The organism is Pseudoxanthomonas sp. PXM04, assembly GCF_014851695.1.
GTDB lineage: Bacteria > Pseudomonadota > Gammaproteobacteria > Xanthomonadales > Xanthomonadaceae > Pseudoxanthomonas_A > Pseudoxanthomonas_A beigongshangi.
The window spans coordinates 34,157-51,204 of sequence record NZ_JACVAG010000006.1; the positions used below are offsets into that span (position 1 = coordinate 34,157).

Below are 17,048 nucleotides of genomic sequence, written 5' to 3' on the forward strand. Positions count from 1 at the left end.
ATTTTCTCGCGATTTCGTGACCCGTAACCGGGCGCAGGGCCGGCGGGTGCGTCAGAAATCGAACTGGACGCGGCCGGCCAGTACGCCGGTGCGATCCAATGTTCTTCCGCTCACTTCATCACGGCGCCGGCTGTCGGTCCAGTCCAGCATCACCCGGAAGTGCTTCGGCGCATACCAGTTCACGCCCACCGTCCATGCGTCCGCCGACAGGTCGCGGCGGTTGAGCGGCCATTGCCTGCCCTCGATGTGGTCGTAGCGCGCCACCAGTTCCCAGGCGCCGCCGCGTCGCTGCGGCTTGAGCTGGACGAACCGTCCCGCCTTGGCATCGTAGGGGCGGGACTCGCCGGTGAGCAGCCAACTGGCTTGCAGATAACCGGCCTCGACCCGCCCGCGCTGCCGGCCGTCGTCGTAACGGGCGCCGCCGTATTCGGCCTGCCAGGACCAGGCGCCGTGCACGCCCGCCGCTTCCAGGCCGTACTTGTCCACCGAGACGTCGCGGCCGCTGCGGAAATCCACCAGCGACAGCCGGCTGTTGTCGCCGAAATAGCCCGCGACGCGCGGCTGCACGCGCAGCGCGGGCGCGCCATCGGCGCCGGGATGGTCGTAGCGCTCGTGCGCCAGCGCGGCGCCAAAATGCAGCACCCGGCCGGCCTCGCGCCACGGCGCGTAGCCGGCACGCGCGCCCGCCGCGCGTCCCTTGGCCTGCCAGACGTCGATGCTCTCCAGGCTGTAGACGCTGCCGCTCCAGAACACGCCGTCGCGATGGCCGTTGACGCCCAGGCCCAACCGGTAGGACGGCGCCAGGGTCTGCGCCAGCCAGCTGCGTTCGACCGCCAGGATGTGGTTGGAACTGCCGCGATCGTCCAGCGTATAGAACTGCTTGAACTGGCCGAGGGTCACGGTGGCGTTGCCGAAGCTGCGGGCCAGATAGGCGTCGCGCGCGACCGGCCGGTGACCGGCGAAATCCGCTTCCAGCTTGTAGTCGACCACGTAGAACCGGCCGGAAATCGCCAGCCATGCCGCACGCAGATCGTCACCGTCGCGCTCGGCGGTGCCGCGTGCGTCGTTGTCGAAGCGCGCGAAGTCGTAATGCAACCGGCCGGTCGGCTTGAGGGTCAGTGCGTCCTCGGCTTGGGCGGCGGGCACGGTCCCCAGCATGAGCGGGGCCAGCATGAACGGAACCGCCAGCGGCACGCGTCGATTGGAAAATGGCATCCGCTCTCCCTCGGAACCGGTTTGGAAGGGGGCGAAGATAACAGCCCGACCACCGGCTCCAATAACGCATTGGTACTAGGGCACCGGCGCGCGGCGCGTGCCACACTGGCGGCCATGAGCCTGGCCCGGGTCCTTGTCGCCGATGATCATCCGCTGTTCCGCGCAGCGGTGCTGCATGCGCTGCGCGAGGAAATCGAAGTCGGCCAGACCCTGGAAGTGGCCAGCGTCTCGGCGCTGACCGAGGCGCTGGCCGTGCATCCGGACGTGGATCTGGTGCTGCTGGATCTGACCATGCCGGGCGCGCGCGGATTCTCGTCGCTGGTCTGGCTGCGCGGCGAGCGTCCGGATATTCCGGTCATCGTGATTTCCTCCAACGATCACCCGCGCGTGATTCGTCGCGCGCAGCAGTTCGGAGCCGCCGGTTTCATTCCCAAGTCCGCGCCGGCAGAGGCGATCCGCACCGCCGTCACCGCGGTGATGGGCGGCGATACCTGCTTCCCGCCACTGGCCGCTGAACGTTCCGAACGCGACGCCCAACTGGCCGCGCGCCTGGCACGCCTGACCCCGCAGCAGTTCCGGGTCCTGCTGTGCGTGGCCGACGGCCTGCTCAACAAGCAGATTGCCTACGAGCTTGGCCTGGCCGAGAACACGGTGAAGGTGCACGTCACCGCGATCCTGAAGAAACTCGAGTGCAACAGCCGCACGCAGGCGGCATTGCTGGTGAAGGCGCTGGAGCCGGAAGGCGATCCGGATCCGGCATCGGACACTTCCGGCGGCGCATCCTAGCGCCCGGCGAAATCAGAAATCCCATTGCACGCGGCCGGCCAGGGTGCCGGTATGGTCCAGCAGCTGATCCCGCGTGCGGTCCTGGCGGCGGCTGTCGATCCAGTCCAGCATCACCCGCACGTTGCGCCGCGGATACCAGTTGACGCCGACCGTCCAGGCGTCGGCCGCCAGCCGCTGCCGCCGGCCTTCGCCGTTGCCGCTGGCGGTGATGCGGTCGTAGCGCGCCATCAGTTCCCATGCGCCACCCGAGCCCTGCGGTTGCACCTGGCCGAAATGGCCGCCGGCGACGTCGTAGGGCCGGCGCTCGCCGGTGAGCATCCAGGTCGCCATCACGTAATGGGCGGCGATGCGATCACGCCGCAGATCGTCGTGGTAGCGGCCGCGTGCATATTCGGTCTGCCAGGACCATGCGCCATGCACGCCGGCCGCTTCCAGCCCGCGCTTGTCCACCCGCACGTCGCGTCCGTCGCGGTAGTCGGCCAGGACCAGCGCCGGCCGGCGGGAGAAATGGCCCGCGGTCCTGAGCGGCACCCGCAGCGGCGCGGAACCGCCGATGCCGGGATGATCGTGGTGCTCGCGCATCACCGAGCCGGCCAGGTGCAGCAGGTCGCCGTCATCGCGTGGAAACACCCGGCCCGCGCGTCCGCTGAAGCCACGGCCCTTGATTTCCGGAACGTCGAAGCGGCCCAGCCTGCCGGCGCCGACGCCCCAGAACCAGCCGGCGTGATGCCCTTCCCAGCCGATGCCGACGCGGTGCGGTGAAGCCAGCGTCTGGGTCAGGTAACTGGATTCCACCGCGGGCCGATGGTTGAAGCTGACCCGCTCGTCGAGCGCGAAGTATTGGCCCATCTGGCCCACGCTGATCACGCCGCGGGCGGGCGAACCGAGCTCGCGGCTGAGCCACACATTGCGCAGCGCCCAGTGCGTGGGCGCGACATCCACCTCGGCGCGATAGCCGAACCCCTGCCACTTTCCGGTCACGCCGAGCCAGGCCAGGCGCAGGCCATCCCGGCCGCGCGAGGGAACACCGCGATCGTCGTTGTCGAAGCGCGCGAAGTCGTAGTAAATGCGGCCGGTGGGCCGGATCGCCTCATCGGAGGCGCATGCCCCAGGGACGACCAGCAGGATGGCCGACAGCGCGAACAGCGGAACGGATGCCCGCAGGCATCCCGGGATGAAGTGATGCATCGAAAGCCCTCGCAGGAAACATGCGGAGGCATGTCAGCGCATCGGCGGGGCGGGAATCGCGCATTGACCTGCAATGAAAGCAAGCCGGGGATGACGGGAAACCGATCGAGCAAAGGATGTCAACGCGAGCGCTGGTAGAGATGGGTCATCAGCGAACGCAGCGCGGACGTGCGCGCCTGCTTGGACAGGAAGCCCCAATTCCGTTCCCGCGCCAGCGCCCGAAGTGCTTCGTCCTGCTCGGCGGTGAACAGCAGCACGGCCGGTTCGCGTTGCCAGCGACGCGCCAGTTGCCCGAACAATTCCGGGCCGGTGACGTCGTCGCCCAGCCGCACGTCCAGCAACAGCAGATCCGGCACGTCGTCGGCGCGTGCCGCCGCCAGGGCCTGCTCCACGCCGCCGGCCAGTTCCACCCGGCATCCCCAGCGTTCCAGCAGCAGGCGGGTCGCGCGAATCACCCGCGCGTCGTCGTCGATGCACCAGACCCGGCAACCGGCCAGCAGCGAATCGGTGGCTGCTTCTTCGGTCGCCGTCGATGCGTCTTCCGCGCCGGGCCCGTCTTCCGTTGCCGGGGCGGCGGCCGATACGCCGCGCGGCACGCGGATCGAAAACACGCTGCCGTTTCCCAGTCGCGAACGCAGGCCGATGCGATGGCCGAGCAGGCGCGCGATCCGATCCACGATCGCCAGGCCCAGGCCGGCTCCGCGCTCCTCGCCATCACCATCCAGGCGGCGGAATTCCTCGAAGATCTCCTGCTGCCGCGCCTCCGGAATGCCGGGGCCGGTGTCGTGGACCTCGATGCGCACCTGATCGCCCTGGCGACGGCAGCCCAGCACGATCCGCCCGCGCGGCGTGTAGCGGATGGCGTTGGACAGGAAGTTCTGCAGGATCCTGCGCAGCAGCGCTTCGTCGCTGCGCACCACCGCCGAAGTGGCGACCCGCTCCAGGCGCAGGCCGCGTGCCGCGGCGAGGATGCCGAATTCGCGCGCCAGCGTCGCCAGCAGCGGATCCAGGGCGAAGTCCCGCACGTGCGTTTCCAGCGCGCCGGATTCCAGTCGCGAGATGTCCAGCAGGCTGTTGAGGATGCCGTCCTGCGCGGCCAGCGCGTTGTCGATGTTCTCGGCGATGTCCCGCGCGCCGGCATCCGGCAGGCGCCCGCGCAGCGCCGACAGGAACATGCGCGCCGCGTTCAGCGGCTGCAACAGGTCGTGCACCGCCGCGGCGACGAAGCGGGTCTTGGAGCGGTTGGCGTCCTCGGCCTCGCGCTTGGCGTCGGCCAGGTCGCGGGTGCGTTCGTCGATGCGGCGGCTGAGCGTATCGGCCAGCGAGCGCAGGTCGCGGGCGGCGTTCTTGTAGGCGGTGATGTCGGCGTAGCTGGTGACGAAACCGCCATCGGGAAGCGGATTGCCGCGGATCTCGATGACGCTGCCATCGCCGCGCTCGCGTTCGTGCATGTGCGGCTTGCCCGAGCGTAGGTGGTTGAGCCTGCGCTCGATGGCTTCGTCGATGGGGCCGGGGCCGAGCAGGCCGCGATTGGCGTTGTAGCGGAACACATCGGCGATCGGACGGCCGACCTGGATGAAGCCCGGCGGAAACCGGAACAGCTCGATGTAGCGCCGGTTCCAGGCCACCAGGTTGAGCTGGGCGTCGACCACGCAGACGCCTTGAGGCAGATGCTGCAGGCTGGGGCTTTCGCCATAGTCGGCGGCGTGCGCGGCCTGCACCAGCCCATCCTGGGCGCTGCGCAGTTCCTGCGCGTGGTGCTCGACCAGGCGTTCCAGCTCCACCCGGCTGCGCTCGCGCAGTTGCGCCAGCCGGCGCCGCTGCCACAGCACGAAGCCCAACAGCGCCAGCACCAGCAGGCCAGCCGCCACCGCCGCGGCCATCGTGCGCGCGGCGGCGACGCTGTCGTGGGTGGAGCGCAGCAGGTTCAGTGTCCAGCCCTGCCGCGGCAGTGGCTGCGACACCCAGATCACGTCGCCCGCGTCGGGCAGGCGCGCGCGATGCACCTGCTGGCCGAGATCCGCCGTGATCCGGTACTCCAGCGGCAGGCGCGGAATCTGCCCGTACTGGCGCGTGCGGGCGAGCCGTTCCCGGGCGGCCGGGGTCAGGGCGTGCAGTACGCGGTAGCGCCAGCCGGTGCGGCTGGAAAGGAAGATCACGCCATTGGCGTCGGTGACGAACACGATCTCGGGGGCTTCGGCCCAGGTTCGTTCCAGCGGCCGCAGCACCACCTTCACCACCACCACGCCGATCGGTCGTCCGGCTTCGTCGCGCACCGCTTCGGACAGGAAGTAGCCGGGCACGGCGGTGGTGACGCCCTCGGCATAGAACGTGCCGCTGCCTTCGCGCATGGCCTGCTGGAAGTAGGGGCGGAAGTGGTAGCGGTTGCCGACGTTGCTGGCGTCGGCCATGCGCCAGTTGCTGGCCGCCAGCGCCAGTCCATCCCGATCCAGCAGGGTGAGAGTGGACGTGGCCGCGGCGCCGTTGACGCGTTCGAGCTTGCGGCTGAGTCGCTCCGAATCGGCCGCATCGACGTTGCCGTGCGCCAGTGCCGCGCGGATGTCAGGATCCAGCGCCAGCACCGCCGGCAGCACCCGGTGGCGTTCGATCAGCGATTGCAGCGCGTCGCCGTGCAGGCGCAACTGCTCGCGCGCCTGCGCCGCATCGCCGAGCAGGCTGCGGCGCTCCAGCTGGCGCATCGCGAGCAGGCTCAGCGTGGCGATGGCGATCGCCACGACGGCCAGCAGCAGGAACAGGCCGGTGCGACGGCGGGGCGTGCGAAGGAAAGGCATGGCGGGATGGTCACGCAGACCGGTCCGATGCACCAGACCCTGTTCAACCTTTCCCCGACCCTGCGGCGCCCGCCCAATCGCCTGCGCGCGGGACGGAAAATCCCGATGAATCCGCGTGCCGGTGGCGGCTGGCGCCACGATTGCATGGCCGGCGGCGCGGCGACGCCTAATACCATTGGATTAGCTAGTACCAATGCGTTATCGGCACCGCGCGTTCGCGGACGTACAACAGCCACCGAAGCGAAAACCTTCGTCGAGGTGTCCCATGCACGTTTCCACCGAATCCGCTCCGGCCGGCGCCGGCCCCCGCCTGCCGCTCCACCGCCAGCTGTACGTGCAGGTGCTGGTGGCGATCGCGCTGGGCGCGCTGTTGGGTCACTTCGAGCCGGCCTTCGCCGAACAGCTCAAGCCGTTGGGCGATGCCTTCATCAAGCTGGTGAAGATGATCATCGCGCCGGTGATCTTCCTGACCATCGTCACCGGCGTGGCCGGCATGACCCACCTGAGCAAGGTGGGACGCGTGTTCGGCAAGGCGATGGTCTATTTCCTGTTCTTTTCCACCCTGGCGCTGGTGGTGGGCATGGTGGTCGCGCACGTGGTCCAGCCCGGCGCGGGCATGAACATCGACCCGGCCCAACTCGACGCCAAGGCGGTGCACGACTACGCCGAAAAGGCGCACGAGCTGACCCTGACCGGATTCCTGCTCGACATCATTCCCGGAACGCTGGTCGGCGCGTTCGTCTCCGGCAACATCCTGCAGGTGCTGCTGATCGCGGCGCTGTTCGGCATCGCCCTGGCGATGACCGGCGAGCGCGGCCGTCCGGTGCTGGACCTGCTGGAAGCCTTGACCGTGCCGGTGTTCAAGCTGGTGCACCTGCTGATGAAGGCCGCGCCGATCGGCGCGTTCGGCGCCATCGCCTTCACCATCGGCAAGTACGGCATCGAATCACTGACGAACCTGGCCTGGCTGGTCGGCACCTTCTACGTCAGCTCGCTGCTGTTCGTGCTGGTGGTGCTGGGCACGGTGGCGCGCCTGTGCGGCTTCTCGGTGCTGCGGCTGGCGCGCTACCTGAAGGCCGAACTGCTGCTGGTGCTGGGCACGTCCTCGTCCGAATCGGCACTGCCTTCGCTGATGGAGAAGATGGAGAAGGCCGGCTGCGAAAAATCGGTGGTCGGCCTGGTGGTGCCCACCGGCTATTCGTTCAACCTGGACGGCACCAACATCTACATGACCCTGGCCGCGCTGTTCATCGCCCAGGCCACCAACACCGATCTGACCCTGGGCCAGCAGATCACGCTGCTGCTGGTAGCCATGCTCAGCTCCAAGGGCGCGGCGGGCGTGACCGGCGCCGGCTTCATCACCCTGGCGGCGACGCTGTCGGTGGTGCCGACCGTGCCGGTGGCCGGCATGGCGCTGATCCTGGGCGTGGATCGGTTCATGAGCGAGTGCCGCTCGCTGACCAACTTCATCGGAAATGCCGTCGCGACCGTGGTGGTTTCGCGCTGGGAAGGCGCGCTGGACCGGCAGAAGCTCGATCGGGCGCTGAGCGGCGGCGCGAGGGGCGAGGACATCCTGCTGGAATCCCCGTTGCCCGCCCACGCGGACTGAGACCACTCACCCTTGCCGTTTCCCATCCGATCCATGGCACCGGAAAGCCGGCAGACCCCAGCCGCAGGGGGTAGAATCGGGCCTCTTTCGTGCTATTGCCCAGACCGCCCGTAATGTCCAACGACGATTTCAAGCAGGCCGCCCTCGAATACCACCGCCTTTCGCCCCCCGGCAAGATCAAGGTCTCGCCGACCAAGCCGATGCTGACCCAGCGCGATCTGGCGCTGGCGTATTCGCCGGGTGTGGCCTATGCCTGCGAGGCCATCGTCGAGGATCCCAACGCCGCCAGCGAAATGACCGCGCGCGGCAACCTGGTCGCGGTGGTTTCCAACGGCACCGCGGTGCTGGGCCTGGGCAACATCGGCGCACTGGCCGGCAAGCCGGTGATGGAAGGCAAGGGCGTGCTGTTCCAGAAGTTCGCCGGCATCGACGTGTTCGACATCGAAATCGACGAGACCGATCCGGACAAGCTGGTCGACATCATCGCCAGCCTGGAGCCGACCTTCGGCGGCATCAACCTGGAAGACATCAAGGCGCCGGAATGCTTCATCGTCGAGCGCAAGCTGCGCGAGCGGATGAAGATTCCGGTCTTCCACGACGACCAGCACGGCACCGCGATCATCGTCGGCGCGGCGGTGGTCAACGCGCTGGAAGTGGTCGGCAAGAAGATCGAGGACGTCAAGCTGGCCACCAGCGGCGCCGGCGCGGCCGGCATCGCTTGCCTGGACATGCTGGTGGCGCTGGGCCTTAAGCCGGAGAACATCCTGGCCGTGGATCGCGACGGCGTGCTCTACACCGGCCGCCCGCACCTGGACCCGGACAAGGCGCGCTACGCCCGCGACACCGACAAGCGCACCCTGGCCGAAATCGTCGATGGCGCCGACCTCTTCCTGGGCCTGTCCGCTGCCAACGTGCTGAAGCCGGAAATGGTCGCGACCATGGCCGACAAGCCGATCATCCTGGCGCTGGCCAACCCCAATCCGGAAATCCTGCCGGAGCTGGCCCGGCAGGTCCGCCCGGACTGCATCATCGCCACCGGCCGCTCTGACTATCCGAACCAGGTCAACAACGCGGTCTGCTTCCCCTACATCTTCCGCGGCGCGCTGGACGTGGGCGCCACCGGCATCAACGAGGCGATGAAGCTGGCGTGCGTGCACGCGATCGCCGATCTGGCCCGGCGCGAAGCCTCGGACCTGGGCACCGCCTACGGCGACGACATTCCGTGCTTCGGTCCCGAATACCTGATTCCGCGTCCGTTCGATCCGCGCCTGCTGGTGGAACTGGCGCCGGCGGTGGCCAAGGCGGCGATGGATTCGGGCGTGGCGCTGCGGCCGATGGCCGACCTGCAGGCCTACCGCGAGAAGCTGGGCCAGTTTGTCTACCGCACCAGCCTGATGATGAAGCCGGTCTACGACCGCGCGCGCGCAGACCGCAAGCGCGTGGCCTACGCCGAGGGCGAGGAGGAGACGGTGCTGCGCGCGGTGCAGACGGTCATCGATGAAGGCCTGGCCTTCCCGATCCTGATCGGCCGCCCGGACGTCATCGACGCGCGCATCGAACGCCTGGGCCTGCGCATGCGCGCCGGCGTGGATTTCGAGTTGACCAACATCAACGACGATCCGCGCTTCAACGACTACTGGCAGTACTACCACGCGCTGACCGCGCGTCGCGGCGTGACCCCGGCCGCGGCCAAGAACCTGATGCGTTCGCGCCCGACCCTGATTGCCGCGGTGATGGTCGCGCGCGGCGAGGCCGACGCGATGGTCAGCGGCATCGTCGGCCGCTTCCACAAGAAGCTGGGCTACGTGCGTAGCGTGATCCCGCTGGACCCGGGCGTGCAGTCGACCTCGGCGATGACCGGCGTCATCAACAACCAGGGTGCGTACTTCTTCCTGGATACCCACGTGCAGGAAGATCCGACCGCCGAGCAGATCGCCGAGGCGACCCTGCAGGCGGCCTACCGTTTGAAGCTGTTCGGCATCGAACCGCGCATCGCGCTGTTGTCGCACTCCAACTTCGGCAGCCATGAAACCCGCGGTTCGACCAAGATGCGGCAGGTGCGCGAGCTGCTGCTCAAGCGCAAGCCCGACCTCAACGTCGACGGCGAAATGCAGGGCGACACCGCCTGGGACGAGGCGCTGCGCCAGCGCATCATGCCGGGCAGCACCCTGAGCGGGCGCGCCAACCTGTTCGTGCTGCCCAACCTGGACGCGGCCAACATCACCTACAACATGGTGCGCGTGGTCACCGATGGCGTGGCCATCGGCCCGATCCTGATGGGCATCTCCAAGCCGGTCCACATCCTGACCACCAGCGCCACGCCGCGCCGGGTGGTCAACATGACCGCCATCGCCGCGGTGGACGCGCAGATCCGCGCGCAACTGGAAGCGGAAAAGGCCAGCCTGGGTTGAGATGGCGCATGGCCATCCCGCGAGGCGGGATGGCCGGTGTGCGGGAATGCTTCGCCGTTGCTGCCACTGGCCCGGTGCAAAGAGGTTATGTCAGCGCTGCTTGTTTCTCCCCCTTTGAAAAGGGGGAATGAGGGGGATTCGCTTTCGGCGCCGAAAGCAAATCCCCCGTCACCCGCTCCGCAAGCGCCCGCCCCCTTTTTCAAAGGGGGCTATTCTCAGCCGCAAGATTGCCTGGACCCCCGCTTCTGCCTCCCCCTTTGAAAAAGGGGGATTGAGGGGGATTCGCTTTCGGCGCCAAGAGCAAATCCCCCGTCACCTGCTCCGCAGGCGCCCGCCCCCTTTTTCAAAGGGGGCTATTCTCAGCCGCAAGATTGCCTGGACCCCCGCTTCTGCCTCCCCCTTTGAAAAAGGGGGATTGAGGGGGATTCGCTTTCGGCGCCGAAAGCAAATCCCCCGTCACCTGCTTCACAGGCGCCCGCCCCCTTTTAAAAAGAGGGCTATCCCCAGCCGCAAGATTGCCTGGAAACCGCTTTTACCTCCCCCTTTGCAAAAGGGGGATTGAGGGGGATTTGCTTTTGGCGCCGAAAGCAAATCCCCCATCACCTGCTTCGCAGGTGCCCGCCCCCTTTTAAAAAGGGGGCTATCCCAGCCACAAGATTGCCTGGAAACCCGCTTTCACTTCCCCCTTTGAAAAAGGGGGACCAAGGGGGATTGACCCGCCCTTCGACGGTTGAGGAGCGCTTGCTCCTGGCGACCTCATGACCCGCCCAGGATGTCCCGCTGCAAGGCATCCAGATACGCATCGGCTTCCTCGGTGCTGGCGAAGATGCTGTCCATCGGCACCGCCTGCACGATCTCGATGACCTTGCGGATTTGCTCCTGCGGATGCACCAGCAGCAGCTTGCCTTCATGCGGCGCCAGCGCCTTGCGTGCCTTCAGGATTGAACGCACGCCGGCGCTGCTGATGTATTCCAGATGCGCCAGATCCAGCACCAGCGCCTGCGGCCTGCCGGCGAGCAGCGCCTCCAGCTGATCATCCAGCGCTTCATGGGTATGCGAATCCAGCCGGCCCGTCAGCACGATGTACTGGTTGCCGTTGACGGGTGGATAGATGTCGATGTCCAGACTCATGCGCGGTGTCCCTGAGCGCCCCCGGTAGGCCGGACAGTGTGACAGGCGGCGTCAGTCGCTGTCATCGCCCTGCAGGACCTTGCGCTGCATCGCGTCCAGATAGGCGTCGGCCTCGGCGGTGGAGCCGAAGATGTCGTTGAGCGGCACCGCCTTGACCACGTCGAACACCTTCTGGATTTGCGGCTGCGGATTGACCACCAGTACCTTGCCGCCATGCGCGGCCAGGGTCTTGCGGGCCTTGAAAATCGAACGGATGCCGGCGCTGCTGATGTACTCCAGTTGCGACAGATCCAGCACCAGCGAATGCAATTGCGTCGTCATCAACGGCGCCAGCGCTTCGTCCAGATCCTCGTAGGTATGGGTGTCCAGGCGGCCGGCCACCACGACGCGCTGGCTGCCCTGTCCGGGCGGCAGCAGGGTGATTTCGAGGCTCATGGTTCGCTCTCCGGTTGGGGAATGCGCAGGCTGACGCGCAAGACGTTGCAGGCGTCGATGCGCTGGTAGGTGATCCGGTGCGCCAGTTGCCGGATCAAGTAGACGCCGAGGCCGCCGATGGCGCGATCACGGATGTCGGCGTCGATGTCGGGTTCCGGCGCGCTGAGCGGATCGAACGGCGCGCCGGTATCGCGGAATTCCAGATGCAGCAACCCGTCCTCGATGCTGATGTCCACCGACAGTTCGTGCTGCGCGGTGCCGGCGGCCGGTTCGCCGCCGTAGTCGATGGCATTGCTGGCCAGTTCCTCGACGATCAGCCTTACGTCGTCACGGATGGCCCGGGCCATGCCGTGGCGGTTGAGCACGGCCTCCAGCGAGGCGTTGAGATCTTCCACCCGGGCGTACTCGCCCGGCACGATCAGGCGTATCAGCATATGGCTGCCTCCTCCACGCGTGGTTGAATCCGGTGATCCTGGCGCAGGCGCATCGCCAGCACCGTGATGTCGTCCGACTGCGGCGCCGGATGGGCGAAGCCATGCACCCGCGCGATCACGTCCTCGCATTGCATCCGCGCGCTCTCGTCCGGGCGCAGCCCGTCGATCAGGCGCTCCAGGCCGAACGCCCGCTGCGCGGGATCGAACGCCTCGGTCACCCCATCGGTGTAGGCCAGCAGGGTGGCGCCGGCCGGCAACCGGCCCCGCCACAGCGGAAATTCCTGGCTGACCTCGAAACCCAGCGGCGGGCCGGAGGCGACCGGCAGCGTTTCGCAGGCGCCGTCGGCATGCAGCAGCAGCGGGGCGTCGTGGCCGGCGCTGGCCAGCACGCACTGCCCGCTGCGCGGATCCACGCAGCCAAACAGCACGGTGGCGAACATGCAGGTGTCGTTGCCCTCGACCAGCCGGTGCGAGGCTTCCGCCAGCACCGCCGAAGGCGAGTCTCCGGCGCGCGCGGCGACTTCCAGCACGGTGACCGTGCGCGCCATGAACAGCGCCGCCGGCACGCCCTTGTCGGAGACATCGCCAATCGCGAACCACAGCCGACCGTCGCCGCCCTCGATGAAACTGTAGAAATCGCCGCCGACCGCCTTGGCCGGCTCCAGCAGCGCGAAAACTTCCAGATGGCGATCATCGCGATCGATGACGCGTCCGGGCGGCAGCATCGCCAACTGGATGTCGCGCGCGATCGCCAGTTCGCTCTCCAGCTTCTGCCGGGCCGCGCCCATCTCCTCGATTTCCGCCAGCTGCCGCTGGATGGAGGTGCGCGCGTGTTCCAGCGTGCGCGCCATCAGGCCGACCTCGTCCAGGCGACGGGTATAGGGCACCGGGGTGTCGTAGTGGCCCTCGGCCAGGTACGCGGCCGAGGCGGTCAGCTGTTCGACCGGCTGGCTGATGCGGCCGGCCAGCCGCCGCACCAGCAGCATGCAAAGCAGTGCCAGCACCGCTCCGCCGGCCAGCAGCCAGCCCAGCGCCTGATCCAGGCGCGCCATGATCAGCGCGTAGGACTGCGCCACCAGCAGGCTCCATCCGCTCTGGCCGATCGGCTCGACCACGGTGAAGCGTTTCTCGCCGGTCCGGGCGTCGGTATGCATCAACTGCAGTGGCTGGTGCAGGCGCACGGCGTCGGCGGCCGGTTGCAGGTCCGGGCGTCCGGCGCGACGGATGTGCTGTTCCAGGGTGAGGTTGTCTTCCACCCCCACATCGGGATTCGCGGCCAGCGTGCCGGCCGGCGCGACCAGCGAGACCCGCCAGCCGGGCAGGTTGGCCAGGCTCTCGAAGCTGCCGGTGAGTTCGGACAGCGGGACGTCCAGGCTGACCATGCCGCGGGTCGTCACGCCGCGGCCCTGCGGACGCAGCGGACGGTTGTAGGTGACCATCCAGACGTCGCCCGCGGTGCGGTTGAGGTAGGGTTCGGACCACCAGCCGCCGGGCGCGGACACGGTGCGCCGGTACCAGCCCTGTGCGCGGTAGTCGTAGCCGTCGGCGATGAAATCGCGATCCCGGCCGTTGGCGCTGATGTAACGCGCGAATCCGGCCTGGCCGGGCTGCTCCGGTTCGACCACCAGCAGGCCGCCGACGCTGCCGGGCGTGGCGCGCACCATCGCCCGCAGGGTGGTGGTGAGCTCGGCCGGGTCGAGGTTGGAATTGGCCAGCAGATCGGACAATCCGCTGGTGGTGATGACGACCGCGCGCAGGGCGGTGTCCAGCCGATCCGCGGCCTCCTGGGTGCTGGCGATGGTGTCGCGGCGGGCGTCCTCGATGATCAGCCGGCGCGCGAACCAGGCGATGCCGACCGCCAGCAGCAGGAGCACGGCGACGTTGATCACGCCCGACCACAGCGCGATGCGGGTGCGCAGGCTCCGGCGCCAATGCACCACGCCGGTTCGCTCCGGCGACAAAGCCCCGTCCTGCCGACTTCCCTTCATGCGGCACCCCGAATCCCTGCGATGTGTCCCCCCGCACGGATGATACGTCGCCCGGGTACCCGGCGCGCAGCGCCAGAGGTCTCATTTTGGTGTGGTCAAACCGGCCAGGACAACGAAAAAATCACGAATCCATACGCCCGCGTAGCCAGATCGGGACAGGGGCGGTGCGCTACACTTCAAAGTCCTGAAAACGACAACGTCCGCGCGGTCCCGCGCGACAGATTGGGAGTGGTAATGAACTGGTTGAACGAGATGCTGCAGAGCGATCCGGATCCGTTGGAAACCCGCGAATGGATCGATTCGATGCAGGCGGTGATCGAGAAGAACGGCGCCCTGCGTGCACATCAGCTGCTGGAAGGCATGGTCGAAGTCACGCGCCGCGCGGGCGCCTACCTGCCGTTCTCGCCCACCACCGAGTACGTCAACACCATCGCGCCGCAGAACGAGGCCAAGTCGCCCGGCGACGCCGCGCTGGAATGGCGCATCCGCTCGATCATCCGCTGGAACGCGATGGCCACCGTGGTGCGCGCCAACCGCAAGCCCGGCGACCTCGGCGGCCACATCGCCAGCTTCGCTTCCGGCGCCACCCTCTATGACGTGGGCTTCAATCACTTCTGGCGCGCGCCCAGCGAAAACCATCCGGGCGATCTGCTGTTCATCCAGGGCCACAGCTCGCCGGGCATCTACGCGCGCGCCTTCCTGGAAGGCCGCATCGACGAGGCGCAGCTGGACAACTTCCGCATGGAAGTCGACGGCCAGGGCATTTCCTCGTATCCGCATCCGTGGCTGATGCCGGACTTCTGGCAGACCCCGACCGTGTCGATGGGCCTGGGACCGCTGGCGGCGATCTACCAGGCGCAGTTCATGAAGTACCTGGAGCACCGCGGCCTGATCGAGAAGTCCGATCGCAAGGTGTGGTGCTTCATCGGCGACGGCGAGTCGGACGAACCGGAAACCCTGGGCGCGATCGCGCTGGCCGGCCGCGAGGGCCTGGACAACCTGATCTTCGTGGTCAACTGCAACCTGCAGCGCCTGGACGGCCCGGTGCGCGGCAACGGCAAGATCATCCAGGAGCTGGAAGGCGTGTTCCGCGGCGGCGGCTGGAACGTGATCAAGCTGCTGTGGGGCAGCTACTGGGATCCGCTCCTGGCGCGCGACACCGACGGCGTGCTGAAGAAGCTGATGATGGAAACCGTCGACGGCGAGTACCAGAACTGCAAGGCCTTCGGCGGCGCCTATACCCGCGCGAATTTCTTCGGCAAGTATCCGGAGACCGCGGCGATGGTCGCCAATCTCTCCGACGACGACATCTGGCGCCTGAACCGCGGCGGCCATGATCCGCACAAGGTCTACGCCGCGTTCCACGAGGCGGTGAACACCCAGGGCATGCCGACCGTGATCCTGGCCAAGACGGTCAAGGGTTACGGCATGGGTTCGGCCGGCGAATCGCTCAACCCGACCCACCAGACCAAGAAGCTGGACGACGACGCCATCCGCACCTTCCGGGATCGCTTCAACATTCCGATCACCGACAAGCAGCTTGAGGAAGCCTCGCAGATCCCGTTCTACCATCCGGGCGAGGATTCGCCGGAAGTGCAGTACCTCAAGGAACGCCGCGCCGCGCTGGGCGGGTACCTGCCGCAGCGCCGCCGCAAGGCCGCCGAGTCGTTCGAGGCCCCCAAGCTGGAGACCTACGAGCGCCTGCTCAAATCCACCGGCGAGCGCGAGATCTCCACCACCATGGCGTTCGTACAGGCGCTGAACATCACCCTGCGCGACAAGCAGATCGGCCCGCGCATCGTGCCGATCGTGGCCGACGAGGCGCGTACCTTCGGCATGGAGGGCATGTTCCGCCAGATCGGCATCTACGCGCCGTTCGGCCAGAAGTACAAGCCGGTCGACGCCGACCAGCTGATGTACTACCGCGAGGACCAGAGCGGCCAGGTGCTGCAACAGGGCATCAGCGAGCCGGGCGCGATCGCGTCGTGGATGGCGGCCGGCACCAGCTACTCGGTCAGCAACGTGCCGATGCTGCCGTTCTACATCTACTACTCGATGTTCGGCTTCCAGCGCGTGGGCGATCTCGCCTGGCAGGCGGCGGACATGCGCACCCGCGGCTTCCTGCTCGGCGGCACCGCCGGCCGCACCACCCTGAACGGCGAGGGCCTGCAGCACGAGGACGGCCACAGCCACCTGCTGGCCGGCGCGATTCCGAACTGCCGCAGCTACGACCCGACCTTCGGCTACGAAGTCGCGGTGATCCTGCAGCACGGCGTGCAGCGGATGATGCAGGAGCAGGTCGACGAGTACTACTACATCACCCTGATGAACGAGAACTACGCCCATCCGGACATGCCGGAAGGTGCGGCCGACGGCATCATCAAGGGCATGTACCTGTTGAAGGACGCGGGCAAGCCGAAGAAGGGCGAGCTGCGCGTGCAACTGCTCGGCAGCGGCACCATCCTGCGCGAGGCGATCGCGGCGGCGGAACTGCTGGACAAGGATTTCGGTGTCACCGCCGACATCTGGTCCTGCCCGAGCTTCAACGAGCTGCGTCGCGACGGTTTCGACGTCGAGCGCTGGAATCGCCTGAATCCGGAAGCCAAGGCGCCGCGCAAGGCCTACGTGACCGAGCAACTGGAAGGTCGCCAGGGCCCGGCCATCGCCGCCACCGACTACGTGCGCGGCTATGCCGACCAGATCCGCGCCTTCGTGCCGACGCAGTACACCGTGCTGGGCACCGACGGCTTCGGCCGCAGCGACACCCGCGCCAACCTGCGCCGCTTCTTCGAGGTCGACCGCTACTACATCGCCCATGCCGCGATCGCGGCGCTGGCGAAGGAAGGCAAGATGACCGGCAAGGACGTTGCCCGCGCGATCAAGCAGTACAAGATCGATGTGGAGAAGGCCAACCCGATCGGCGTCTGAACCGGCGGAGCGGCTTAATGAAAAAGGCGGCCCACGGGCCGCCTTTTTTCTTTTTCACGCCATCCATGAATCCCGGGTGCGCTTTCACAGACAGGATGCAGCGCCGCGCTTTCGCATGGCGGCTTCATCGT

At 67.5% G+C, this 17,048-nt stretch carries 11 protein-coding genes; 4 read left to right on the plus strand and 7 right to left on the minus strand.

All coding sequences use genetic code 11. The features are described 5' to 3' along the window. Window positions 1–51: 51 nt before the first annotated feature. Window positions 52–1,173 carry a porin gene (locus IB228_RS14810; RefSeq protein ID WP_192199040.1) on the minus strand — a complete coding sequence of 374 codons (1,122 nt, stop codon included), beginning with the start codon at window positions 1,171–1,173 and terminating at the stop codon, window positions 52–54. Window positions 1,174–1,329: 156 nt separating this feature from the next. Here IB228_RS14810 and IB228_RS14815 point away from each other — a divergent pair, with 156 nt between their 5' ends. Then, window positions 1,330–2,001: a response regulator transcription factor gene (locus IB228_RS14815; protein WP_183640577.1), complete on the plus strand. Its 672-nt coding sequence runs from the start codon at window positions 1,330–1,332 to the stop codon at window positions 1,999–2,001. Between the two features lie 12 nt (window positions 2,002–2,013). On the opposite strand, the gene IB228_RS14820 is transcribed toward IB228_RS14815, so the two are convergent. Both IB228_RS14820 and IB228_RS14825 read right to left on the minus strand, forming a co-directional pair. Continuing rightward, on the minus strand, window positions 2,014–3,189 hold the full coding sequence (locus IB228_RS14820; protein WP_192199041.1) for a porin: 1,176 nt from the start codon (window positions 3,187–3,189) through the stop codon (window positions 2,014–2,016). A 119-nt stretch (window positions 3,190–3,308) separates the two neighbouring features. Next, on the minus strand, window positions 3,309–5,981 hold the full coding sequence (locus tag IB228_RS14825) for a PAS-domain containing protein (RefSeq protein ID WP_192199042.1): 2,673 nt from the start codon (window positions 5,979–5,981) through the stop codon (window positions 3,309–3,311). 265 nt (window positions 5,982–6,246) lie between these two features. Between IB228_RS14825 and IB228_RS14830 the strand changes: the two genes are divergently transcribed. After that, window positions 6,247–7,590: a dicarboxylate/amino acid:cation symporter gene (locus tag IB228_RS14830; protein ID WP_192199043.1), complete on the plus strand. Its 1,344-nt coding sequence runs from the start codon at window positions 6,247–6,249 to the stop codon at window positions 7,588–7,590. A 113-nt stretch (window positions 7,591–7,703) separates the two neighbouring features. Next, the gene (locus IB228_RS14835; protein WP_183640587.1) at window positions 7,704–10,001 is read left to right on the plus strand and encodes an NADP-dependent malic enzyme; all 2,298 of its coding nucleotides are present in this window, start codon (window positions 7,704–7,706) and stop codon (window positions 9,999–10,001) included. A 756-nt stretch (window positions 10,002–10,757) separates the two neighbouring features. On the opposite strand, the gene IB228_RS14840 is transcribed toward IB228_RS14835, so the two are convergent. Genes IB228_RS14840 through IB228_RS14855 form a run of 4 tightly spaced genes read right to left on the minus strand, consistent with a single transcriptional unit; the run spans window position 10,758 to window position 13,989 of the window. Continuing rightward, on the minus strand, window positions 10,758–11,132 hold the full coding sequence (locus IB228_RS14840) for an STAS domain-containing protein (protein WP_183640589.1): 375 nt from the start codon (window positions 11,130–11,132) through the stop codon (window positions 10,758–10,760). A gap of 51 nt (window positions 11,133–11,183) precedes the next feature. Beyond that, window positions 11,184–11,567, minus strand: coding sequence for an STAS domain-containing protein (locus IB228_RS14845; RefSeq protein WP_192199044.1), 384 nt, complete (start codon window positions 11,565–11,567; stop codon window positions 11,184–11,186). After that, the gene (locus IB228_RS14850) at window positions 11,564–12,001 is read right to left on the minus strand and encodes an ATP-binding protein (protein ID WP_192199045.1); all 438 of its coding nucleotides are present in this window, start codon (window positions 11,999–12,001) and stop codon (window positions 11,564–11,566) included. Before IB228_RS14850 ends, IB228_RS14845 begins: the two co-directional genes overlap by 4 nt. Then, window positions 11,995–13,989, minus strand: a complete 1,995-nt coding sequence (locus IB228_RS14855; protein WP_183640595.1) for a SpoIIE family protein phosphatase — start codon at window positions 13,987–13,989, stop codon at window positions 11,995–11,997. Before IB228_RS14855 ends, IB228_RS14850 begins: the two co-directional genes overlap by 7 nt. 234 nt (window positions 13,990–14,223) lie before the next feature. Here IB228_RS14855 and aceE point away from each other — a divergent pair, with 234 nt between their 5' ends. Next, the gene (gene aceE, locus IB228_RS14860) at window positions 14,224–16,917 is read left to right on the plus strand and encodes a pyruvate dehydrogenase (acetyl-transferring), homodimeric type (RefSeq protein ID WP_192199046.1); all 2,694 of its coding nucleotides are present in this window, start codon (window positions 14,224–14,226) and stop codon (window positions 16,915–16,917) included. Window positions 16,918–17,048 lie beyond the last annotated feature (131 nt).